At 44.6% G+C, this 23,026-nt stretch carries 17 protein-coding genes; 7 read left to right on the forward strand and 10 right to left on the reverse strand.

From position 1 onward, the window contains the following. Positions 1-47: 47 nt before the first annotated feature. The 4 genes from RT269_RS08480 to xdh form a co-directional block, all read right to left on the reverse strand. Complete coding sequence (locus RT269_RS08480) at positions 48-941, reverse strand: LysR family transcriptional regulator (protein ID WP_313181861.1); 894 nt, start codon at positions 939-941, stop codon at positions 48-50. A gap of 206 nt (positions 942-1,147) precedes the next feature. After that, positions 1,148-2,353 (reverse strand): FprA family A-type flavoprotein, encoded by a 1,206-nt coding sequence (locus tag RT269_RS08485; protein WP_313181862.1) that lies wholly within the window; start codon positions 2,351-2,353, stop codon positions 1,148-1,150. 101 nt (positions 2,354-2,454) lie between these two features. Then, complete coding sequence (locus RT269_RS08490; protein WP_313181864.1) at positions 2,455-3,486, reverse strand: XdhC/CoxI family protein; 1,032 nt, start codon at positions 3,484-3,486, stop codon at positions 2,455-2,457. Positions 3,487-3,568: 82 nt separating this feature from the next. Next, positions 3,569-6,190 (reverse strand): selenium-dependent xanthine dehydrogenase, encoded by a 2,622-nt coding sequence (xdh, locus tag RT269_RS08495; RefSeq protein ID WP_313181866.1) that lies wholly within the window; start codon positions 6,188-6,190, stop codon positions 3,569-3,571. A 471-nt stretch (positions 6,191-6,661) separates the two neighbouring features. On the opposite strand from xdh, the gene RT269_RS08500 reads away from it, so the two are divergent. The 4 genes from RT269_RS08500 (at position 6,662) to RT269_RS08515 (ending at position 10,115) form a co-directional block, all read left to right on the forward strand. After that, positions 6,662-7,129: a DUF523 domain-containing protein gene (locus RT269_RS08500; protein WP_313181868.1), complete on the forward strand. Its 468-nt coding sequence runs from the start codon at positions 6,662-6,664 to the stop codon at positions 7,127-7,129. A 47-nt stretch (positions 7,130-7,176) separates the two neighbouring features. Then, positions 7,177-7,758: a hydrolase gene (locus RT269_RS08505; RefSeq protein ID WP_313181869.1), complete on the forward strand. Its 582-nt coding sequence runs from the start codon at positions 7,177-7,179 to the stop codon at positions 7,756-7,758. A gap of 121 nt (positions 7,759-7,879) precedes the next feature. After that, positions 7,880-9,199, forward strand: a complete 1,320-nt coding sequence (locus RT269_RS08510; protein ID WP_313181871.1) for an aspartate kinase — start codon at positions 7,880-7,882, stop codon at positions 9,197-9,199. 178 nt (positions 9,200-9,377) lie between these two features. Beyond that, positions 9,378-10,115, forward strand: coding sequence for a MurR/RpiR family transcriptional regulator (locus RT269_RS08515; RefSeq protein WP_313181872.1), 738 nt, complete (start codon positions 9,378-9,380; stop codon positions 10,113-10,115). Positions 10,116-10,174: 59 nt separating this feature from the next. Here the strand turns inward: RT269_RS08515 and RT269_RS08520 are convergent, their stop codons facing one another. From RT269_RS08520 to RT269_RS08545, 6 genes are all read right to left on the reverse strand, one after another. After that, positions 10,175-11,794 carry a glycoside hydrolase family 13 protein gene (locus RT269_RS08520; protein ID WP_313181874.1) on the reverse strand — a complete coding sequence of 540 codons (1,620 nt, stop codon included), beginning with the start codon at positions 11,792-11,794 and terminating at the stop codon, positions 10,175-10,177. Positions 11,795-11,810: 16 nt separating this feature from the next. Beyond that, a complete protein-coding gene (locus RT269_RS08525) occupies positions 11,811-12,641 on the reverse strand; it encodes a carbohydrate ABC transporter permease (RefSeq protein WP_313181875.1) in 831 nt (276 codons plus the stop codon). Then, entirely contained in the window at positions 12,641-13,519 is an 879-nt protein-coding gene (locus tag RT269_RS08530; RefSeq protein WP_331664113.1) for a carbohydrate ABC transporter permease, read from the reverse strand. Before RT269_RS08530 ends, RT269_RS08525 begins: the two co-directional genes overlap by 1 nt. Positions 13,520-13,543: 24 nt before the next feature. After that, positions 13,544-14,821 (reverse strand): ABC transporter substrate-binding protein, encoded by a 1,278-nt coding sequence (locus tag RT269_RS08535; RefSeq protein ID WP_313181876.1) that lies wholly within the window; start codon positions 14,819-14,821, stop codon positions 13,544-13,546. A gap of 107 nt (positions 14,822-14,928) precedes the next feature. Beyond that, positions 14,929-16,464 (reverse strand): response regulator, encoded by a 1,536-nt coding sequence (locus RT269_RS08540; RefSeq protein WP_313181877.1) that lies wholly within the window; start codon positions 16,462-16,464, stop codon positions 14,929-14,931. 1 nt (position 16,465) lies between these two features. Continuing rightward, a complete protein-coding gene (locus RT269_RS08545) occupies positions 16,466-18,283 on the reverse strand; it encodes a sensor histidine kinase (RefSeq protein WP_313181879.1) in 1,818 nt (605 codons plus the stop codon). Between the two features lie 212 nt (positions 18,284-18,495). Here RT269_RS08545 and RT269_RS08550 point away from each other — a divergent pair, with 212 nt between their 5' ends. The 3 genes from RT269_RS08550 to RT269_RS08560 all read left to right on the forward strand — a co-directional run bounded on the left by RT269_RS08550 (position 18,496) and on the right by RT269_RS08560 (position 23,018). Beyond that, the gene (locus tag RT269_RS08550) at positions 18,496-19,410 is read left to right on the forward strand and encodes an AraC family transcriptional regulator (RefSeq protein ID WP_313181880.1); all 915 of its coding nucleotides are present in this window, start codon (positions 18,496-18,498) and stop codon (positions 19,408-19,410) included. Between the two features lie 86 nt (positions 19,411-19,496). Next, positions 19,497-21,161: a glycoside hydrolase family 13 protein gene (locus RT269_RS08555; RefSeq protein ID WP_313181881.1), complete on the forward strand. Its 1,665-nt coding sequence runs from the start codon at positions 19,497-19,499 to the stop codon at positions 21,159-21,161. 249 nt (positions 21,162-21,410) lie between these two features. Continuing rightward, on the forward strand, positions 21,411-23,018 hold the full coding sequence (locus RT269_RS08560; protein WP_313181882.1) for a PTS transporter subunit EIIC: 1,608 nt from the start codon (positions 21,411-21,413) through the stop codon (positions 23,016-23,018). Positions 23,019-23,026 lie beyond the last annotated feature (8 nt).

Genomic DNA, 23,026 nt, shown 5'->3' on the forward strand with positions numbered 1-23,026 from the left:
TTCCCCTCATGAATGAGGGGCTAGGGGAGTTGAAGTGTCGAAGACACTTATTTATAAAAATTCTTTATATCTTCGCAGAAGCTGGCCCCGGCCTGGTTTAAGATCCAGTTTTTTCTGGTCACAAGGGCATTGAGCCTTGTGAGGCGGGGAGACACAGAATAATAGGCAACCAGCTCCCGTTCGCTGGCGCAGGATTCTCCGATAAAAGTGACGCCGATTCCCATGGCAACCATGCTTCGGGTCGCAGATATGCTGTTGGTTTCGCATACGGTGCGGGGAATCCAGTTGGCTTTTTCCAAAACGGCATCCGTAAGATAGCGCAGGGTGGAGCCTTTTTTGGAAAGAAGGATGTTCTCGTCACCGAAATTTTCTTCAAATTCTTTGATTTTTATGGGATGATCCGGATTCTTTTTTCGGTAAGGGTGGCAGGCCGGAATGGAGAATAGTACTTCTTCTTCCCGCAATATGGTAACCTGGTCCGGTGAAAAAGGTTCAGTCGTATTGAGTGCCATGATTCCGCAGTCAATGCTTTCTTCCAGGATAAGCTTTATGAGAGCGGGCAGACCTGTTTCAGAGATTTCAATGGTGACTTCCGGATAACGCATTTTAAAGGCGGGAATGATTTCTGTCAGCATTTTTAACCCGAATTGGGAGGTGACACCAACCGTGATATGGCCCCTGTTATCTAAGTTTTGTATATTCTGGTAAAGCATATTTTTGATGGATATTACCTCTTCGGCGGCTTGAATATAAAGCTGTCCGGCGGGAGTTAAGGATAGGCGGCCTTTGCTCCGGAAGAAAAGGGGCGTGCCAAGCTCGCTTTCCAGCTTGGAAAGGTACTGGCTTAAGGTAGATTGGGAAACAAACAGTTCTTCAGCGGCCTTTGTCATATTTTGTTTTTGGGCTATGGTTAAAATATAACTGAGATAACGGGTATCCATGGCGGATTCTCCTTTGTATGTCTGAAAGGTTCTGGGTTTCTGGTCAATCGGATATTCGCAATGACCAAGGGGTCAGACCCTCCGCTTCGCTATTTGATGAGTTTATTAGTTAAAATTATATCACATTTCCCATATAATAACAATTCTGTATCAAAAAGAGCAAGGGAAATGGCGGTTTTTGGCCATTTCCCTTGCTCTTACCTATTTTATATTATGATAGATTCTGCGATGGCATTTGCCAAAGCCCCGATCTCAGCCAGCTGATCCTCTTTTACAGAAGATTTGATGGTAATGGTCTGATCCAGTATGGTTATGTTTTTCATGGCTGAAAGGATCTCAGTCATTTTCTTGCCTGCCATGATACCCCAGGAACCGTTTTCCATAAGAGCAACGGTGCGGTTTTGCACGTTATGGGCTTTCATATCAAGAAGCAGATGCTCCATGCTGCTGAAAATCCCTCCGTTATAGGTGGCTGAAGCGAATACTAAATGGCTGCAGCGGAATGCTTCTGAAATGATCACAGACGGATGGGTATTGGATACATCATACATGACAATGTTGCGGATGCCGCGTTCTGACAGGCGGCATGCCAGGATGTTGGCGGCATTTTCCGTATTGCCGTAAATGGAGCCATAGGCGATCATCACAGCATTCTCTTCCGGAGTATAACTGCTCCACTTAATATACTTGTCCATATACCAGCAAATGTCGGAACGCCATACAGGCCCGTGAAGAGGACAAAGGAACTGAATTTCCAGATCCGCGATTTTCTTTAAAAGAGTCTGGGTAGACGGTCCGTATTTTCCTACAATATTGGAATAGTATCTTCTGGCTTCATCCAGCCATTCCCGTTCAAAATTTACTTCATCTGCAAATAAGTTTCCATTCATTGCGCCAAAGGTGCCAAAGGCGTCGGCTGAAAAAAGAACCTTGTCCGTGGTATCGTAGGTGACCATTACTTCCGGCCAGTGAACCATGGGAGCCATATAAAATGTAAAGGTATGCCTGCCGGAGCAGAATGTGTCTCCCTCCTTCACGACGACAGCTCTGGAATCAACTCCGAATTCGTAAAACTGGTTGATGATCGGGATTGTCTTGGCATTGCAGATCACCTTTACATCCGGATACCTTCTGACCATTTCACCCAAAGTAGCGCAGTGATCCGGCTCCATATGATTTACAATGATATAATCCAGATTCCGTCCTCCAAGGACTGCTTCCACATTTTCCAAAAACTGTCCAGTGATAGCCCGGTCAACAGTATCAAAAAGAATGGTTTTTTCATCTAGCAGGACATAGGAATTATAGGAAATTCCTTTCGGAATGGGGTAGGCGTTTTCGAACAGGGCGAGACGGCGGTCACTTCCTCCAACCCAGAACAAATCATCTTTAATAGTTTTTACACAATACATGTTGCAGCCTTCCTTTCTTTCGTTCGTACTAATCCATCCATAGAAGTATACTATATATTTCAGAAAATGTCATTGTGTTTTTTAAAGGCCAATTTGCGGGTTCAGCTTAAGACAGGCTCAATATATACTTCTACAACGCCTCCGCATACCATGCCTTCGTCCTCTGCGTTGCCCGGAGTCATGTCAACTTTCATTAATACCGGCTTTTTATCTCTGGCAACTTCTCTTGCTGCGATGCACACCTCAGACTCCACACAGCCGCCTCCGATGGTCCCGATGGTGGTCCCGTCAAGCATGACTACCATCTTTGAGCCTACATCCCTGGGAGCGGAGCCTTTCCTGGAAACAATGGTGACAAGGGATTTTGGCATATCAGACAACTCCTTAGAAGTGAGACCGTCAAGGATTTCCTTTGGATAGCCAAAGCTTTTTTTACTGCCGTTTTTCACCTGAATGATCTCCGCCATAATTGCCACGGCGATTTCCTCCGGGGTCTGTGCGTTGATCTTTAGTCCGATGGGCGTGTAAACCTGGTCAAGCAGCTCTCTGCTGATTCCCTCGTCTGCTAAAAAATCCTTTACAAGCTTTACCCTGACCTTGCTTCCGATCATACCGATGTAGGCATTTTTTTTGCCGATGATTTTAGATAAACAGTCCTGGTCATACCGGTGACCTCTGGTGACGATGATAAAGTAATGGCCGGTGCTTCCCTTGATCTCTTCTAAGGCTTCCCCAAAAGGCCTGCAGATAACGGTGTCAGCCCCTTCTTTTCTTGCTGTATTGGCAAATGATAACCGGTCATCAATCACTGTAACATGAAATCCCAGCATCCTTCCGATTCTGATGATCGGGATGGAAATATGGCCGGCCCCGCATACCACCATGTACTTTTCTCCTGTCACAAATTCGCAGAACAGAGTGCTGTCCTGAGATTTTATGGTCTGGGTTTTGTCAATGCTCTTTAAATCCTCTGAAAAAACATCAAAAGCTTTTTCAGCCCCCTGCCTGCAGATGATTTTTCCATTCGACCACAGGGCCTTGGCTCCAAGCCCCTGTCCTTCGACGATTGTCAGGCTGATTAAGTTTGTGTTTTCATCGGCATTTTTTAATTCTTCATAAAAACCTGCTGTCATATGAGTCCTCCTTTTGCTGCCTCGCGCTTTTGTAATAAAAAAGGGCGGTAAACATTCCGCCCTTTTTTGGGTATTCTGGTAACTATTTTTTTGCCGGCTTTGGTTTACGGTAGAACGTATTGTCCAAAGGAAGTTTGTAACGGAATACGCCATCCTTTTTGAAATAAGCATTCTGCAAAGCGGGTGCTCCCATAACACATACGATCTCGCCCACACCTTTTGCTCCGAATGCTACATCCGATGGATTTTTTTCAATGAACCGTACGTCGACAGGAGGCATCTGCGGTGCTTTAAAGAGGCCTAAAGTACCTAATTTAGCCTGAGGAATGCTGTCCTTTAATGGGAAGTCCTCGGTCAGTCCATAACCAAGACCCATTGCAACACCGCCTTCCACCTGTCCTTCTGCTGCAAGGGGATTGATGGCCTTGCCTATGTCATGAGCTGCAATTACATTGACAACTTTTCCTTCGTTATCAAGAACAAATAGCTGTGTTGCATATCCATAAGCAATATGGCTTACCGGATTTGGTTTGTCGCTGCCGATCGGATCTGTTTTATAATCAAATTCGCCATAGTATTCTTTGCCTTCCAAATCGCTTAAGGAATGTCCTGCATCCAGATCCTCTTTCAGTTTCATTGCGGCAATATGAATTGCTTCTCCTGTAAATACGGTCTGGCGGGAAGCGGTGGTGGTTCCGGAGTCTGGTGTGTATTTTGTATCCGGATGTCCAACGATTACCTGTTCCGGCGCAAGACCTGTAGTCTGACAGACCATCTGTAAGGTTATGGTCTGAAGCCCCTGGCCGATAGCAGCAGCAGAAGAGCCTGTAACAACCTTTCCGTCACGTATTCTTAAGATACAGCGGCCTACGTCTGCAAGACCAACACCGATTCCGGCGTTCTTCATAGCAGATGCAATTCCTACGAAATAATTGGGGTCTGCCTCATATTTTTCAAAATCTTCTTTTACTGCTTCCAGGGTTTCCACCATACCGGTGCCCTCATCAGCGATCTGCCCGTTAGGAAGGGACTGGCCAGGTCTGATGGCATTGCGGTAACGGATCTCCCAGCCGGAAATTCCCATCTGCGCTGCTAACTGGTTGATCAAAGCTTCCGTTGACATACAGGACTGGGTTACGCCGAATCCGCGGAATGCACCGGCAGGCGGATTGTTGGTATAGTAAGCATCTCCTTCAATGTCCACGTTCTGGTAATTATATGGTCCACCCGCATGGGTACAGGCTCTTTGAAGTACCGGACCGCCTAAAGAAGCATAAGCTCCCGTATCAGAGAGAAGCCTTGCCTTCATACCCTGGATAATACCGTTTTCATCACAGCCGATCTTGCAGTAGATTTCCATGGCGTGACGCTTTGGATGATAATTAATGCTTTCCTGACGGGAGAAGGATACTTTTACAGGTCTCTTTGATAAATATGCACAAAGAGCAGCCTGATGCTGAACGCTCATATCTTCCTTTCCGCCGAAGCCGCCGCCGACAAAAGCACTCTGAATCCTTACTTTCTCCATAGGAATGCCAAGATATGCACTTAATTCGTGATGTTCATCATAAATACCCTGTGCTCCGGTAATTACCTTAACTCCGTCACCTTCAGGAATACCAACAGCAGTTTCCGGTTCCATAAAAGCGTGCTCTGTCGGCGGAACAAAGAAGGTGCCTTCTGCAATATACTTGGAATTTGCAAGAGCTGTCTCTGCGTCACCCCGTTTTACTTCCTCGTGGTCAAGAAGGTTATTTACCGGAGTTCTGAATTTGCCAAATTGCATAAAGCCTTCGCCATGAACCTGATGAGCACCTGGTACCATAGCTTCCCTTGGGGAGCGGATGGGCTCTAATTCTTCACAATCTATTTCTACGGCTTTTACTGCCGCCAACGCTTGTTCCATGGTTTCAGCCACTACGATAGCAAGGGTGTCTCCGATGCATTTTGTTTCTTCGCCTACATCGATCATACCGGGCCAGTCATGTGCCAGATGTCCGATATACCTGTCTCCAGGTATGTCCTTTGCCGTATAGACAGCGACTACTCCGGGCATTGCAAGAGCCTTGCCGGTATCGATTCCATTTATTTTAGCCCGTGGATATTTGGTGAACACGTTCTTTCCATATAGCATGCCTTCCAGATAATAGTCATCCGCATATTTGGCGGTACCCAGTGTTTTTGCTTCCGCATCCACACGGCAGGTTCTTTCTCCTATGGCAGCAGTCTGCTTAAGCTCAGGAACCTCTAAATTTTCATTGAACATTTTTGCTGCCAGCAAAATGCCGTCTTCTATTTTGGTATAGCCTGTACAACGGCAGATATTTGTACGGATCGCCTGTTTTACATCATCTCTGGTTGGATTGGGATTCTGGTCGATTAAGCATTTGCCGCTGATCACCATGCCAGGAATGCAAAAACCGCACTGTACGGCGCCTGCTGCCGCAAAGGCGTAGACAAAGACATCCCGTTCTCTCTGTGTGAATCCTTCTATGGTTTGTACCTTTTTGCCCTCCAGCTTGGACAATTTCATTATGCAGGCACGGACCGTCTTCCCATCCACAATGACTGTACATGTACCGCAGGCACCTTCCTTACAACCGTTTTTAACGGAGGTGATTCCAAGTCTGTTTCTGAGAAAATCCATTAATGCCAGATCTTCTTCTGACTGGTAATCCTTGCCGTTGACATTTACTACATACATGACAATTCCTCTCTCTCTTCATTCTTAGTTGATATTATATAATTCCGCACATTGTTTTTAACAATACTCTCTTGCATAATTTTGTTAAAGATGGCGTTTGTGTTTCTTCTTTCTCATACATTTTAACATATAAACGATACAAAAACAATTGATATTCCACGAAAATATAAAAAATTTTTAGTTTCATACAAAAAAAGTTAGAACATGCGTTTTTTCGCTTAAACAGGAGGTTTCCACGCTTTTATTTATAGATAAAATCTATAAATAGAGGTGGAAAATAAAGGCGTTTTTATGAGTTATCTAACAAATTTTTATATACTGAAATAATATTTTAAACTTCAAAAATATTGCAAATTTTACTCCTTATGTTATAATAAAAAAAGACTAAGAATTGATGTCCTCTGGGCTTTTGCCTGGAGGATGTTTTTTTACAAAAAGGTGTGAAAGAAGTACTGAAAAAGGAGGCGGAAGATGGGCGGAGAAAAAGAAAACATACTGGTGAGTGCCTGCCTGCTGGGAGTCAACTGCCGCTATGACGGCGGAAACGGCAGACAGGAGAATCTGATTGGGCTTATAGAGAAATACAATTTCATACCGGTCTGTCCGGAGCAGCTTGGAGGCTTAGAAACGCCAAGAGAGCCTGCGGAGCAGATTGTTAAAGCGGTAACAGACGGCCGCGATCAGCTCCGCGTGGTGGACCGGTCAGGAAAAGACGTGACAGACAGTTTTTTTAAGGGAGCAGAAGAAACCTTAAAGCTGGCCAGGCTATATGGCTGTAAGCGGGCGATTTTAAAGGAACGGAGTCCTTCCTGCGGCCATGGGTGGATTTATGACGGGACGTTTTCAGGGACAAAGATTTCAGGAGATGGTGTGACCGCAAGGCTTTTGGAAGAAAACGGAATCCATGTATCAGGAGAAAGCAGCATAGAGTCTTTTTAAAGGAAACAATAAACTTAGAATTTTATAGATAAGGAGACGCAGGCGATATGAATACAGCAATCACAAGACAACAGGCACTGGAGTTACTTAAGAAATATAATAAGGAACCATTTCATATCCTTCACGGTCTGACCGTGGAAGGGGTCATGCGCTGGTACGCAGGAGCAATGGGATTTGGATCAGAGGAAGAATTCTGGGGAATCGCAGGACTTCTTCATGATGTGGATTTTGAACAGTTTCCGGAGGAACACTGTAAAAAGGCCCCGGAGCTTCTTTCAGAAATCGGGGTGGAAGAAGAACTCGTTCATGCCATATGCAGCCATGGCTACGGCATCTGTTCTGAGGTAGAGCCGGAGCATATGATGGAAAAGATCATGTTTGCGGCAGATGAGCTGACCGGACTCATCGGAGCGGCTGCAAGGATGCGCCCTTCAAAAAGCGTTATGGACTTAGAAGTCTCAAGCCTTAAGAAAAAATTTAAGGACAAGAAGTTTGCGGCAGGCTGTTCCAGGGAAGTGATCGCGTCAGGCGCAGAAAATCTGGGCTGGACTCTTGATGAGCTGTTTGAAAAAACCATCCTTGCCATGCGTTCCTGCGAAGAGAAGATAAACCGGGAGATGGAAGGGTAAGTTTATGCATAAATATGGAAAATTATGCATGGTTATCGAAAAATACTTGACAGCTGATACCAATTAGGATATTATTTCCGTTAAATATGTAATGATAACCTGTATCAGAGGAGATAGGCCTATGAAAAAAGTTGTGAAATTCGGAGGAAGCTCTTTGGCCAGCGCAAAGCAGTTTAAGAAAGTTGGCGAGATCATCCGCGGGGACAAGAGCAGACGGTTTGTGGTGCCATCCGCACCAGGCAAGCGAAATGACAAGGATGAAAAGGTGACTGATCTGTTATACCAGTGTTATGATGGGGCAGCAGATGGAAAAAGCTATAAAAAGATTCTGGATAAAATCAAGGAGCGTTACATGGAGATCATTGACGGACTTGACATTAATCTGAATCTGGATCATGAGTTTGTGACCATTGAAGAAAATTTCCTTAAAAAGGCAGGGCGTGATTATGCGGCTTCCAGGGGAGAGTACTTAAATGGAATGGTGATGGCAGAATACTTAGGCTACGAATTCATTGACGCAGCTGAAGTGATTTTCTTTGATGCAGACGGTAATTTTAATGCAGAGCTTACCAATAAAGAGCTTTCAGAGCGCCTGGAACATGTGGAGAGGGCTGTGATCCCGGGCTTTTACGGAGCGAAGGAGGATGGGACCATAAAGACCTTTTCCAGAGGCGGTTCTGATATAACAGGCTCCATTGTTGCAAAGGCCATTCATGCGGATATGTATGAAAACTGGACGGATGTTTCCGGTTTCCTGGTGGCAGATCCCAGGATCATCAAGAATCCTGAGGTCATCGAGACCATTACATACCGGGAGTTAAGAGAGCTTGCCTATATGGGAGCCAGTGTCCTCCATGAGGATGCTATTTTCCCGGTGAGAAAAGAAGGAATCCCCATCAATATCCGGAACACCAATAAGCCTGAGGACAAAGGAACTTTAATCGTGGAAAGCACCTGCAGAAAGCCTCATTATACCATTACGGGAATTGCAGGAAAGAAGGGCTTTTGCTCCATCAACATTGAAAAGGCCATGATGAATACGGAAGTCGGTTTTGGGAGAAAGGTGCTTGAGGTATTTGAAAAGTACGGGATTTCCTTTGAACATATGCCGTCGGGAATCGATACCATGACCATTTTTGTCCATCAGTCAGAGTTTGAAGATCATGAGCAGTCCGTCATTGCAGGGATCCACAGGGCCGTAGAACCAGATTTCTTAGAGATGGAATCAGACTTGGCGTTAGTCGCAGTGGTGGGCCGTGGCATGAAGGCGACCAGAGGGACTGCCGGAAGGATTTTTTCGGCCCTTGCCCATTCCAGGGTAAACGTAAAAATGATTGACCAGGGATCCAGTGAACTCAACATCATCATTGGCGTAAAGAACGCGGATTTTGAGGAAGCGATCAAGGCAATTTATGATATATTTATCACGACAGAGGTCTAAGACAGAAAGACAGGCGGAAGGGAAGTACCTGACAGCCTGTCTTTTTTCCTGCGCACCTTACGAGTATCGCTTAAAGAAGGGATGCTGTATAAGGTCCCCGATTGATGGACCTTGGAATGAATGATATTGACAGCAGGGGATATCATAAAAAGGGAAGGGATTAAGGTGAGCGGACGATATGAAATTTGATGTTTATAAACTGGCGGATAAATACAAGCTGACAGATACGGAAACCCAGATATTAAATTATATTCTGGAAAATAATCAACAGGTACTTCATATGGCTGTACGTGAAGTTGCAACCCAAAATTTTGTATCGGCTGCAACGATCATCAAATTATCAAAAAAATTGGGATATACCGGATATACCGATATGATATACCGTCTTAATTTTATGATTACAAGCCATAGGAAAAATAAAGAAAGGCTATCGGATATTACCAGCTTTATCAACGATATACCAGATGAATTACTAAATGATTTTATGGGCCAGTTAAAAAAACACAGAAATGATATTATTTTGGTATCTGCTACCGGATTTTCCACACCGTTGGCGGAATATATGGAGCGTAAGCTTTTGGTAACCGGTTTCCGGGTGATTAAGACCAATGCCTATGCAGTCTATGATAAAAACCGTCTTGGTGCATCACTTGTTATCGTGGTTTCCAAGAGCGGGGAAACAGATACCATTGCAAAGCTTGTAGATTATGCAAATGAGAATCAGGTGGATATCGTATCTTTTACAGGAGAACAGAGCAATTATATTGGCCGTTCGTCCACCGTCAATATTCCGATTCTGGATGATAAGACGCTGGATGACAGGAATCTGCAGTCCAATTATTTTTATGCAAGGGTGATTGTGGTATTTGAATATTTAATGAGCCAGGTATTAGAAGAACTAAATGAGTGCCAGTGAAAGACGCCCATGGCTGACAAACAAAGGAAGAGAGCCGTTTCCGGCTCTCTTCCTTTCAATTACTTAATCAGATACATTCTTGCTTCATACGGCCTGAGCACATCTGTAAGGCCTTCATCCGTATAAGAGCTGATTAACTGCTTTTTCTCACGGTCAAGCTCTTTCGGCAGCTGCAAATGAACTGTTTTACCGTAAAAATTACAAATTACAAGCAAAGTAGTTTCTTCCAGCGTGCGGGTATAGGCAAATAGATCGGGATCCTCCGGCATCAGGAGCCGGTATTTCCCATCTACGAATACGTCGTAGGTTTTTCTTAACCCAATCAGCTTCTGGTAAAGGTAAAAAATAGAGTTTTCATCTGCCATTGCGGCCTCTGCATTAATTTCCAAATAGTTTGGATTCACCTTGATCCAGGGAGTTCCATCTGTAAATCCAGCTTCTCTGCCATGATTCCACTGCATCGGTGTTCTCGCATTATCCCGGCCTTTTGTATAGATAGACTCCATGACGTCCGTTTCATTATATCCGGCCCCGGTCCTTTCCCTGTAGATATTTAAAGTTTCAATATCCCGGTAGTCTTCCATATCATACCGAACATTGGTCATTCCAAGTTCTTCGCCCTGGTAGATGTAGGGGGTGCCCTGCATTCCATGAAGGAGGATTGCCAGCATTTTGGCAGATTCTATTCGATATTCCTTATCATTTCCCCAGCGGGATACGATTCTCGGCAGATCATGGTTGTTCCAGAACAGGCTGTTCCAGCCTTTGCAGTAAAGGGATTCCTGCCAGGTGGATAAGGCACGCTTTAATTCCAGGAAGGGAAGAGGGGCTAAGTCCCATTTTTCTCCGCCCTTTTTCTGGTCAAGGCAGATATGCTCAAACTGGAATACCATGGAAAGCTCACTGCCATCCGGATTGCTGTAACGAACGGCATTTTCCGGATTTGCACTCCATGCTTCCCCTACGGTGACCAGATCACCTTTCTGAAAGGTCTCCCTGCTTAATTCCTGTATAAATTCATGGAGCTTTGGACCATCAGCTGTGATCATCCGGTCAGGCTCCTTGGCAACTAAATCGATGACATCCAGCCGGAACCCGCCGACTCCCTTCTCCATCCACCAAAGGATCATATCCTGGATCTCCCGGCGTACCTTTGGGTTATCCCAGTTTAAATCCGGCTGTTTCACTGAAAACTGATGGAAATAGTATTGCCCAAGTTCCGGAACCCACTCCCAGGCGGAACCGCCAAAAGCGGCTCTTAGCCCGTTTGGAGCAGTTCCTTCCACGCCATCTCTCCATACATAATAATCATGATAGGGGTTATCTTTACTTTTTCTCGCCTCCGTAAACCATGGATGCTCATCGGAAGAATGGTTTAAAACAAGGTCCATGATAATTCGGATCCCACGGCTGCCTGCTTTTTTAATCAGTTCTTCCATATCTTCTAAATTCCCGAACATTGGATCAATATCCTGATAATTGGATATATCATAACCATTGTCATCCTGTGGGGAACAATAGACCGGGGAGAGCCAGAGAGCATCTGCCCCAAGTTCTTTCAAATAATCAAGTCTGGAGATAATCCCCTGAAGATCTCCGATTCCATCCCCGTTGCTGTCCTGAAAGCTTCTGGGGTAAATCTGATATATAACCGCTTGTTTCCACCATTTTCTGTCCATTTTCTTCTTCCTTCCCTTAAGCTTTTACAGAACCGCTAGTCACTCCTGCGATGATCCATTTCTGACAAAAAACATATACTGCTAAAACTGGCAGCAGCACCATCAAATACGAGGCAAAGGCAAGATTATACTGGGTGGAGAACTGGCCTTTAAACACATACTGGGCCAGCTGCAGGGTTTGCTGGCTTGCATCGCTTAACAAAACCAGGGGCATCAGGAAGTCATTCCAGGTCCACATAAAGGACAGGATTGCCACCGTAGCGCTCATGGGCTTAAGAAGCGGAAATATAATGCGCCAAAAGGTCTGGAACGTATCCGCCCCATCGATCCTCGCCGCCTCCTCTAATGCCACAGGCAGGGATTTGATGTAACCTGAATAAAGAAACGTATTCATAGGTAGTCCGAATATAATATAAATTAATGTGATGCCATAGATGTTATCCAAATGAAAGGCTGAGGCCTGTTTTACCAGGGGAAGCATAATCACATTAAAAGGGATAAACATGGCGCTGATAAAATAATAATACATGAGATTGAAAAATCTGCTTTTATCCTTATTCCGTATAATGGCATAAGCCGCCATGGAATTGGTCAGGATGGTAAACACCAGATTGATGCTTGTGATAAAAAATGTATTTAAGAACTTCCTGGGATAGCCGGTAAGCTCCCATGCCTTAGAAAAATTCTCTAAGTGCAGGGAAGTGGGAAGAGCCAGTACATGTTCCATATCCGACGGTGATTTCAAGGCTATTACAACAGTAATATATAGGGGGCCCAGGATCACGAAAACAGCGATTACTGACAGAAGGATTGTCAGGAGCCAATTGGTCTTTTCTTTCTCTTTCATCAGTTTATTTTCGCCTCCCTTTTTTCTAAAAGCTTCAGCTGGAATACGGAAATTGACGCCACAACCAAGAATAAAATAACGGCATTGGCTGACTGATAAGCAAACTGTCCGCCGTCAAATCCCCGCTTATAAATCAACATGGAGATCGTAGTGGTCGCAGTTCCGGGTCCTCCCCCTGTCATTGCCATAATCTGGTCAAATGCCATAAGAAAACTCTTAACACTCAATACCATATTAATGGTAAAAAAAGGAGCAATCAGCGGGAAGGTGATCTTGATAAACCGCTGGAGGCCAACGGCACCGTCAACGGATGCCGCGTCATAGATATCCTTGTCTACCGTCTGAAGGCCGGAGAGATATATCATGGTGTTAAAGGCCATGGATTGCCAGATAGTAACGAACAAAACCCCCAGCCATGCTTTGCTGGTACCAAGGATATTTACGCTCAGTCCGGGGATACCTGCCAATTTTCCAAAACCCGGAATGATATTGCCAAAGATAAAGTTAAATACAAAACCGATGATCAGAGTTCCCAGCATATATGGCAGGAAATAAAGCGCCTTTAAAAAATTCTTTCCCCGAATCTTTCCATTGAGCCCGCATGCCAGCGCCAGACTTAACACGTTGACCAGGACAGTGGCGGAAAGCGCAAACTGAAAGGTAAAGCCATAGGCCTGCTTTATGGAAGGATCCTTAAAAAACTGCAGGAAATTTTTAAACCCGATAAATTCCCAGTTCCCATAGCCCTTCCAGTTCGTAAAGCTGTAAAAGATGCCCTTTAGAAAGGGGACCGTATGGAGTAAAAAGAATAGTGCTGCCACGGGAACTACCATAAGATAGAACGCTGGACTGATATGGTTGCTTCTCTGTTTATTCAATGCCTTATCCTCCTTTTACCAGGCTTAACGGGTATTGAGGATATCATATTGTTCATCGCACTTTTTCAGTGTTGCAGCTATGTTCTCGCTTTCATCCATACCATTTGCCTTGTTTAAGAAAAACTCGGATAAAATAGCGGACAGATTATAACCGTTGGGATAATAATGGTCTACAAAATCCGTAACCTTTCCATCTGCAATATCCTTTGCCAGGCCGGCCACCGAAGCATCCTCCTGTACAACGCCTTCCACCGGAGAAAATGCAAACTGCTCGTTTATATAGAGCTGGCTGTTTTCCGGTTCCAGCATAAATGCCACAAAACGCTTGGCAGCATCCGGGTTTTTGCATTGGTTTGTCACCATAAGCATGACATCGATCCCGGATACAACCTTGTTTTTACTCTTATCATTGGTTGCCGGATAAGCAAACATATCAAGATTGATGGATTCATTGGTTTTTTTGATTTCAGGTACGGTCCACACGCCGTTAATTAACATTGCGGCTTCGCCATTTGCAAAGCTGCGGTTGCCGTCATCATAGGAAGTTCCCATAAAGTCTGTCTGGGCATAATTCACCAGCTTGCTGTACTTTTCCAAAACTTCTTCATGGGTGCCAAGGAAAGCAGCTGTTCCTTCTTTCTTCGCCTCTAAAAAGCCTTCGGGCTGTGTTGCAGGTGCCAGAGAGTTCCAGGAGGGTAAGATGGTCCAGCTATCCTTAAAGCTTAATTCAAAGGGCTGGATGCCTGCTGCGGTCAGCTTTTCGCATACCTCAATGAGCTCATCCCAGGTCTCAGGAACCGTTACACCTGCTTGCTGAAACAGATCTGCATTATAGATGATTCCGGAAGCGTTAGTAGCAAACGGGATACCGTATGCCTTTTCCGCCTTGTCCCCATTGATATCATAGACCATCTGCATATAAGAATCGTTTATGGTCTTTAATACTTCCTGGTCACTTAAATCCAATAAGATCCCAGCTTCCGTAAGTTCCGTATAGATGTTATCGCCGCCATAGGCGATGATGTCCGGCAGATCATCCTTGGTCATCCTGGTTTTTAATACAGTTCCCGCATCTGCCGGGGAATTTAGAGTGACCTGGACATCGGTATTCTGTGTGTTGAATTTATCCACGAGCTTTTGCATGGTAGATACATTTTCCATTTTTGAAGAGAAAAACTCCAGGTGTGCGACTCCGGAATCGGAACTCTTGCCTGAGGTCTTGCCTGATTCACTGCATCCTGCAGCCAGCATCGCTGCCAGGGAGCAGGTCAAACCAACTGCCAACATTTTTTTCATTTTCATATACATCATCCTCGCCCTTTCTGTTTCCTGTTATTTGGTAGTTCCATTATACAAAACAAATCGCAGCCGCCTATATAAGGTATCTGAGATGTTTCGTAAAACATTTTTTACCTTTTTTCTTCCTGGGCGCGATATTGCTCGGGGGTCATCTGATAAAGGCGTTTGAAGGTGTGGATAAAATACGAGGTATCATTATAGCCTACATAATCGGCGATTTCGTTTATCTTAAAAACCGTATTTTTTAAAAGCTCCTTTGCCCGTTCCATACGGTAGGTGATTAAGTATTTGGAAAAGTTCATCCCTGTTTCTGATTTAAACAAACGGCTTAAATAACTGGAATTCAGAAAATACTTATGGGCTGCCAGTTCATTTAAGGAAATCTCGTACCGGAAGTTTAAGGATACGTAATTCTTGATCTCCTCGATGATGCTTCCTTTTTCCTCCTGGGAGCCGCAGGTGTTTTCCAGGATTTTAAACATATACCGCTCAAGCTCTTCCATGGTCCGGAACTGATAAAGATCTGATTTGAAGGAAAACAGAAGATACCGGTTTACCTCTTCTGATTCAGAAGAAGCCTCCCTGCTGCAATAGGCTCTGCTGATTACGGAAAAAATCTGCATGATTCCGCTGTATAAGGAATATACATTCCAGCGTCCCGACCTGCATGTTTCAAAAAACTGGCGGAGAGCAGTCTCTGCCTGCTGGTAGCTTCCCTTCATCACACTTTCGTAGATCGACAGCTCCTCCTGCTGTGTTAAGATCTGTTCCATGGAAAGCTCCGGTTCATATTCAAACACTCTGGTCTTTTCATCAAGCAGTCTTCCGTTGATGGCATAAACACAGTCCCGGTAAGCGTCCCCCAGCAGTTCTTCCCCTTTGTAAATCCTGCTTATGCCGCAGGTGATTTCTATTTCCCTCTGAGGCAGTCCCTGCTTCAGCCGGCGGATAAGCGTTTGGTCCCACAGCACCTCCTGCCCGTCAAACTTCATGGCAATCACCTCGTCCGGCTGCTGGAAATAAAAGACCTGGATATTGTCGTGGTCTGATGCGGATTCTAAGAATTCTGCCAGCTTCTTTGCCTCCTCCCGGCTCATACGCTGTTTCCCCTGCAATAAGACCATCTGGTAGGAGCGTTTCTTTAGCTGTCCGCCGCAAAGATCACAGAAGGTATCCATTAGGGCCCGGTTAGAAAGAATGCCGGAGATATTCACATATTGGAGGGATTCCTGCAAAAGCCTCCGGTCCACCTGCTTCTCTAGCAGCCTTTTCTTTTCTTCTCTGGCTTTTGTAATATCCCATATGGCCTTTTCCAGTTCCTCGGGTTTAACCGGCTTGGTAAGGTAATACCGGACCCCATACTTCATCGCTTCCCTGGCGTAGTTAAAATCCGAATAGCCGCTTACGATAATCACATCCGTTGCCGGGCAGTGTTCTTCCACATAGCTTGCAAGGGACAGCCCGTCCATTTCCGGCATTCGGATATCGGTGATCACAAGATCTGCGTCCTTGCCGGCAAGATAATCTGCTGCCTGCTTCCCGGTTTCGGCTTCCAAACATACGGTGATATCCATATCCATATTAGTTAATAGCTTAACGAGCATTTTCTTTGCGTAATATTCATCCTCCGCAATGATGACCTTCATTCTATCCCTCCCTGTTCCTCTTGATCCGCATGTGAATGCAGGTAAAGCTTCCGTACCGGCTTTCCACCACAATTCCGCAATCTTCTCCGTAAAAGTTTTTAAGCCTTGCATTTACATTGGCTAACCCAATGCCTGTTCCATCCTCCCCCAGCAGGGTGTTGGTTTTTGTATTCCATAATGCATGGTTTAATTCATCCACCTTCTCTTTTGGCATACCGCACCCGTCATCGTACACAGAGATCAAAAGATAGTCTTCCGAATCCGGCGATACGGAGATCTTTAAATAGTCCTGGTCCCGTTTTTCCTTAAACGCATGTTGAATGGAGTTTTCCACAATGGGCTGCAGGATGAATTTAATAACCCCATTATTTTCGTATTCCCCGGGGATATCATACTTCACTGCAAAGCGCCCGGGGAACCGGATGGACTGGATGCGGATATAGTTCTTTAGCTGGATCACTTCATCCTTTACGGTTACAAAATCAGTCCCTTTTATGTTATAGCGGAACATATCCGACAGACTTTCTGTAATGGCTGGGATATCTTCAATTTCTTCCAGCCTTGCAATGGCTGTAACCGTGTTCAGCGCATTATACAAAAAATGGGGATTGATCTGGAACTGAAGCATTTTAAGCTCTGTCTGCTTTTGATTGATCTGCATAATATACAGTTTGGTAATGCTGTCATTGATCCTCTTTCCCATTTCATTATAGATTTCAATTAAGTTGCCGATTTCATCCTCCCTGGGCTTTAATCCTGTTAAAAGCTTTACTTCTCCCTGCCTTGCCTGGTCCATGGTTTCTGCCAGTGCCTTAATCGGCCGGCTGACCTGCTTGGATAATATAAAGCTTAAGATCCCGGCAGCGGTCAGGATAAGCATTACCCATGCCATGACATTTAACATGCTTTCCATACTGGTGTTGATCAATAGGTGCTTTGGGATATACTGCACCAGATACCAGCCGGTGGGGTCATTTTTTAAAACAGCGGCTATGCAGAGGGTGCCATTTATAGAAAGCTCCCCTGCTCCCTTTCCGGAGGCCTCAATCTGCTCCAGATGAGGAAAGGCCTCCTGCTTTTCCTTTTCTGAAAGGTCGGTCTCCAGATTGATGTGGGCGTTTCTGGAATTGTAGATGACCTGGTTTTTGTATACAATAGCAAAGGACGATGCCAGACCGTCGGCAGCATCTGTGGAATTAAAATCTTTTGCAATGGATCCAAAATCCAAGTCTGCCAGCAGATATCCATAGGCCTTATACTCGCCGATATCCGAAAGCTGGTGGTATACCGTTACCAGGGAATAGGCGGTATTGCCTATTTTCTGGGGATAGGGGATCGTATAGTATTTCTGGCTCTTTGTTTTCCAATCAACGCTTTTGATGGTCTTCCATGCGTTTCCGATATAGTCCTCTGATATATTGTTTATGCTGCAATAGGTGTCTCCTGCAGATGTCAGGATGGTTGTTCTTTGTACATGGGGATTGATGACCGTGAGCATTTTAAGAACGGTCTGCATATAATAGTCTCTTTCATAACGGTCTTTTGGGGTCATATTGCTGGATTTTTCATGGAGTATGACATTGATCTTGGGATCGATGAGATGCAGAAGATTTAAGGAGCTGTTATTTCCCATGGCAATATCTAAGTTCATGTTTTTCTGCTGGTTCGACTGTTTCATGTATTCAATGTTGTAGGTAAGGGCAGAAGAGACCCCTTGAATATAGCAGATGGCAAAAATAACCACGGTAAACAGCAGTAAGAGCAAATAGGTAAGCAGTATTTTGTACTGAAAGGATAATCTGCGGAATCGTCTGATCATTGTATTCCTCCTGGTATTCTGGCTTGGGTTCTGTTACTAAGTGTACTATAAACATGTCCTCTTGACCAGTATGCTTTTGCTTGAATCCCTTTCCCTCCCTGTGTTATGATACACGTAACATACCGTATGCTTAACCGAATCAGGCAGCGAAGCGGATTGCGGATATCTGCCTGACGAAAAGGCATAAAAACGGCCGGGAAATGAGGATAATCATGAATCCAGAGATAAAATCCAAATTAAAAGAGGGACGTCCCCATGGCACCAGTTCTTTTCCCTGTGGGATCTACCGGACACAATCAGCGCAAAAGGGCATTTTAGTAAAGCACCACTGGCACGAGGAAATTGAAATGATCCACTTCCTTAAGGGGCATTTTCGCTTATTAGTCAACATGGAGTCCTATGAAATTACGGATGAATGTATTTTTTTTATCAATCCGGGAGAGCTTCACGGAATCATCAGTGAGTCCAAAGGCTTAAAAGAGGAGCATGCCATCGTATTCCAGCCGGGGCTTTTAAGCTTTGACGCCTATGACTCCGCTCAGATGTACTTAATCAATCCCCTAAAAAATAATGAGCTTTCCTTACCCAGATGCCTTCAGCCAGATCATCCGTCTTATGCATCTATCCTGGACTGCTTTACCAATGTGACCGATTCCTTTGGCGGAGAGGAAGGCTTAGAGCAGGAGGAAGACGTTTTTGAAGCTGTGATCTCCCAGCTCCAGATCAAAGCTTCCCTTCTTAAAATGCTTTCCATCTTGTACCAGTTCCGCCTGTATTCCGATTCCTTCCGCAACGCGGATACCCGGGTAGAACTGATCAAAGCCTCCATTACCTTTATCAGGAACCATTACAGGGAAAAGATTTATATCCGTGACCTTGCTTCTCATGCCAATATGAACGAGCAGTACTTCTGCCGCTTCTTTAAAAAGGCTCTTGGCAGGACTCCCACCGAATACATCAATGATTACCGGATCCGCAAGGCAATCACTTTACTGGAAACCACCGACCTCCCGGTCATGAACATATGCCTGGATTCCGGTTTTTTCAACCTTGGAAATTTTTTGAAAATATTCCGAAGGTATACCGGAACGACTCCCTTACAATATCGGAAAGAAAAGTCAAAATAGTGAATTTTTTAATCATAGAAGCGTAAGACAAATCTTATTCTGAGAGGTAGAATAAGGCTACTACTGAAAAGAGAGGTTGACATACGATGACTAAGAAATGGTGGCATGATAAAACAGCTTATCAGATTTATCCAAAGAGCTTTCTGGATACCAATGGGGACGGCATTGGAGACTTAAAAGGGATTATCAGTAAATTGGATTATTTGAAGGACTTAGGTGTGGATATCCTGTGGCTTTCCCCGATTTACGTTTCCCCTTTTGCAGATCAGGGATATGACATTGCCGATTATTACAACATAGACCCCAGGTTCGGGACCATGGAGGATATGGAGGAACTCATTGAAAAAGCGAAAGAACGGGAGATGTATATCGTCATGGATCTGGTCGTTAACCATTGCTCCGACGAGCATGAATGGTTTAAAAAGGCGTGTGCCGATCCGGATGGCGAATATGGAAACTACTTTTATATCCGTGAGAAAAAAGACGGTAAATCACCTACCAACTGGCGTTCTTATTTTGGGAATTCCGTATGGAGCGATATTCCCGGTACCAATAAGCAGTATCTCCACTCGTTCCATAAGAAACAGCCGGACTTAAACTGGGAAAATGAAGCAGTCCGGGAGGAAGTCTATAAAAATATCAATTGGTGGCTGGATAAAGGATTGGGCGGTTTCCGGATCGATGCAATCATTAATATAAAAAAGGCCCTTCCCTTACAGGATTATGAACCGGACCGGGCAGATGGTTTATGCAGCATCCAGGAAATGCTGTCCAATGCCAATGGAGTCGGTGAGTTTTTAAGCGAAATGCGGGACCGCTGCTTTACGCCTCATGATGCCTTTACCGTTGGAGAGGTCTTTGATGAAAAGCCGGAAGAATTAGAAGCCTTTATCGGTGAAAATGGTTACTTTTCCAGCAAATTTGATTTTAATGAAACCATATTCGGAGGAAGTGAAAAGGGCTGGTACGATGCCAAAGCGATTACTCCGGAAGATTATAAGCATTGCTGCTTTGCTGCCCAAAGGCACGTGGGCACTACCGGATTTTTATCCAACATCATTGAAAACCATGATGAGCCAAGAGGGGTCAGCCATTACCTTCCGGAAGGGGAATGCAGCCTGGAAGCCAAAAAGATGCTTGGCGGTTTAAACTTTATGCTCCGGGGAATCCCCTTTCTTTATCAGGGACAGGAAATCGGTATGGAAAATACGGTCTTTTCAAGCATTGACGAAGTGGATGATATTGCTACTCTTGACCAGTACCAGACCGCTCTGGAGGCAGGGTACTCACCGGAAGAGGCGCTTCGCATTGTAAGCCGTTACAGCAGGGATAACGCAAGAACTCCCATGCAGTGGGATGCATCGGCCAATTCAGGCTTTACAAACGGCACCCCCTGGCTGAAGGTGAACCCTAATTACAGGGATATCAATGTGGCTGACCAGATGAACCAGGATCATTCGGTTTTCATGTTCTATAAAAAGCTGATCCAGTTAAGGAAACATCCCAGGTGGAAGGAAACCATCATCTATGGGACCCTGGAACCTGTTCTTGAGGATGAAAAGAATATTATGGCTTACTACCGGAAAGGGCCGGAAACACTCCTGATCATTGGAAATTTTCAAAAAGATGCACAGGATGTTCCTCTTCCCCGGATGCCAAAGACCGTTTTGATCAATAACGATCAGGAAGTATCTTATGACGAGACCAGGATTCATTTAAAGGGCTGGCAGTTCCTTGTAATGGAAGTTTAACAGGAATAAGTGATGTAAAATAGGATAGCGTTGACACTCATTTCGTAATAAGAATCGAGTATCAACGCTTTTTTATGTCTCTTTCCTGATCTGGCATTAAAATATACAAGGAACAGAAGTAAATATGTTCACTATATGGTCAACATGTTGTGAATAATACAGAATATATTTTGATTTGTGTTTAAGTATGATAAAATCCCACCACAAGGTAATTACCAGTGTAAACAACTATATATGGAGGAATGAGAGATGAGGGATAAAGTAGTAAAATCCATGCAAAGCTTTTCCAAAGCGATGATTGGACCAGTGTTATTTTTGCCTGTCGTAGGTATGATGATCGCTTTAACCGCGATCATGACCAATACCGCATTTGTTTCAGAAGGTGGACTGATGTGGACGGTAGGCAAATTTTTTAACAGTATGCTGAATTCCATTATGGGGAATTTAAGTATTTTATTTTGTGTGGGAATTGCAAATGGTATGGCAAAAAAGAAAAAAGCAGATGCATCATTCGTAGCGCTGATGTCATACATCATGTTCTTAGGCGCCAACAGCAAGTGGCTGGAGCTGTCAGGAAAGATGGTGGAAGGGGCAACTGCCGGTGCCTTATATGGTACGGGCCAAACGATTCAGTTAGGCTTTCATGTAACAGATATGGGCGTGTTCCTTGGTATGATCATCGGTGTTTTAGTGGCTCTTGTCCACAACAAACACTGTGATACCGAGTTTAAAGGTGGATTCGCTCCTTATGGCAACAGCAAGCTTGTTTACATGATCATGATTCCGGTGATTGCGGTATTAAGCATTGGCGTGACTTATGTGTGGCCGGGAGTTGCAAACGGAATATCCGCATTGACCGGTTTTATGAGTACTGCCGGTGCAGCAGGTGTATTTGTATACGGATTCTTAAACCGGTTTTTGATCCCCACCGGTCTGCATCACTTAATCTGGTCGCCGTTCCTTTATTCGGCGGTTGGAGGACAGGCGGTGATCGGCGGAGAAAGCGTGATTGGTGCAAAGCCGATCTTCCTGGCGCTGTTAAGTGATCCAACAGCCGGAATGATGCCGGATACCAGCCGTTTCCTGACCTATGGCCTGATGAAGACATTTGGTATCATCGGTGTGGCGCTGGCTTTCTATGTAACAGCCAGGAAAGCGAAAAAGGCGAACTTAAAGGCTCAGATGATTCCGGCTACTTTAACTGCTGTGATCGCCGGAATTACGGAACCCCTGGAATTTACCTTTATTTTTGCAGCTCCTTTATTATGGCTGGTATATTCTGTTTTGGATGGCTTTTTTCAGATGGTAGTTTATTTGATCGGCGTCCGTGTCTGTGCCACCAATGGCATCCTGGATTTCCTTGTATTAAATCTTCCGGCAGGAATCGGAAGAACCTTATGGCCTTTGTATGTACTGGTCGGCCTTGTGGAGATCGTTGTGATTTTCGTTGTCTTTAAGTTTATGATTGAAAAGCTGAACTTAAAAACTCCGGGACGCGAGGAGGATGATACGGATATGGCTTTGGATCTAAATGCCAATGCAGCAGCAGTAAAAAAAGAATTAAAGGCAAAACAGACCGGAAACGGAGAGACTGAGGAAGACCGGTTGAACCAGGGCAGGATCATCGTAGAAGCATTAGGCGGGAAAGAAAATATTTTAAGTCTGGAAAACTGCTTTTCCAGGTTAAGGGTAGAAATTGCTGACAATTCAAGGATTGACGAAGAGGCATTAAAGGGAACCGGAGCCGCCGGCATTATGAAAAAGGGAAATGATGTCCAGGTAGTTTACGGCCTTAGCGTCTCTAAAATGAGAACCTTGGTGGATGATGCATTAGAAAAGATGGAATCACAAAAATAGGAGGAATC

This window comes from Lacrimispora sp. (assembly GCF_032078915.1).
GTDB lineage: Bacteria > Bacillota > Clostridia > Lachnospirales > Lachnospiraceae > Lacrimispora.

What these genes read in the sequence shown, in the direction of transcription:
- RT269_RS08500 (WP_313181868.1), top strand. Translation starts at nt 6,662, where the DNA reads ATGGGCGGAGAAAAAGAAAACATACTGGTGAGTGCCTGCCTGCTGGGA.
- RT269_RS08485 (WP_313181862.1), bottom strand. Translation starts at nt 2,353, where the DNA reads ATGTATTGTGTAAAAACTATTAAAGATGATTTGTTCTGGGTTGGAGGA.
- RT269_RS08550 (WP_313181880.1), top strand. Translation starts at nt 18,496, where the DNA reads ATGAATCCAGAGATAAAATCCAAATTAAAAGAGGGACGTCCCCATGGC.
- RT269_RS08535 (WP_313181876.1), bottom strand. Translation starts at nt 14,821, where the DNA reads ATGAAAATGAAAAAAATGTTGGCAGTTGGTTTGACCTGCTCCCTGGCA.
- RT269_RS08540 (WP_313181877.1), bottom strand. Translation starts at nt 16,464, where the DNA reads ATGAAGGTCATCATTGCGGAGGATGAATATTACGCAAAGAAAATGCTC.
- RT269_RS08560 (WP_313181882.1), top strand. Translation starts at nt 21,411, where the DNA reads ATGAGGGATAAAGTAGTAAAATCCATGCAAAGCTTTTCCAAAGCGATG.
- RT269_RS08525 (WP_313181875.1), bottom strand. Translation starts at nt 12,641, where the DNA reads ATGAAAGAGAAAGAAAAGACCAATTGGCTCCTGACAATCCTTCTGTCA.
- RT269_RS08490 (WP_313181864.1), bottom strand. Translation starts at nt 3,486, where the DNA reads ATGACAGCAGGTTTTTATGAAGAATTAAAAAATGCCGATGAAAACACA.
- RT269_RS08515 (WP_313181872.1), top strand. Translation starts at nt 9,378, where the DNA reads ATGAAATTTGATGTTTATAAACTGGCGGATAAATACAAGCTGACAGAT.
- RT269_RS08555 (WP_313181881.1), top strand. Translation starts at nt 19,497, where the DNA reads ATGACTAAGAAATGGTGGCATGATAAAACAGCTTATCAGATTTATCCA.
- RT269_RS08480 (WP_313181861.1), bottom strand. Translation starts at nt 941, where the DNA reads ATGGATACCCGTTATCTCAGTTATATTTTAACCATAGCCCAAAAACAA.
- RT269_RS08505 (WP_313181869.1), top strand. Translation starts at nt 7,177, where the DNA reads ATGAATACAGCAATCACAAGACAACAGGCACTGGAGTTACTTAAGAAA.
- RT269_RS08510 (WP_313181871.1), top strand. Translation starts at nt 7,880, where the DNA reads ATGAAAAAAGTTGTGAAATTCGGAGGAAGCTCTTTGGCCAGCGCAAAG.
- RT269_RS08520 (WP_313181874.1), bottom strand. Translation starts at nt 11,794, where the DNA reads ATGGACAGAAAATGGTGGAAACAAGCGGTTATATATCAGATTTACCCC.
- xdh (WP_313181866.1), bottom strand. Translation starts at nt 6,190, where the DNA reads ATGTATGTAGTAAATGTCAACGGCAAGGATTACCAGTCAGAAGAAGAT.
- RT269_RS08545 (WP_313181879.1), bottom strand. Translation starts at nt 18,283, where the DNA reads ATGATCAGACGATTCCGCAGATTATCCTTTCAGTACAAAATACTGCTT.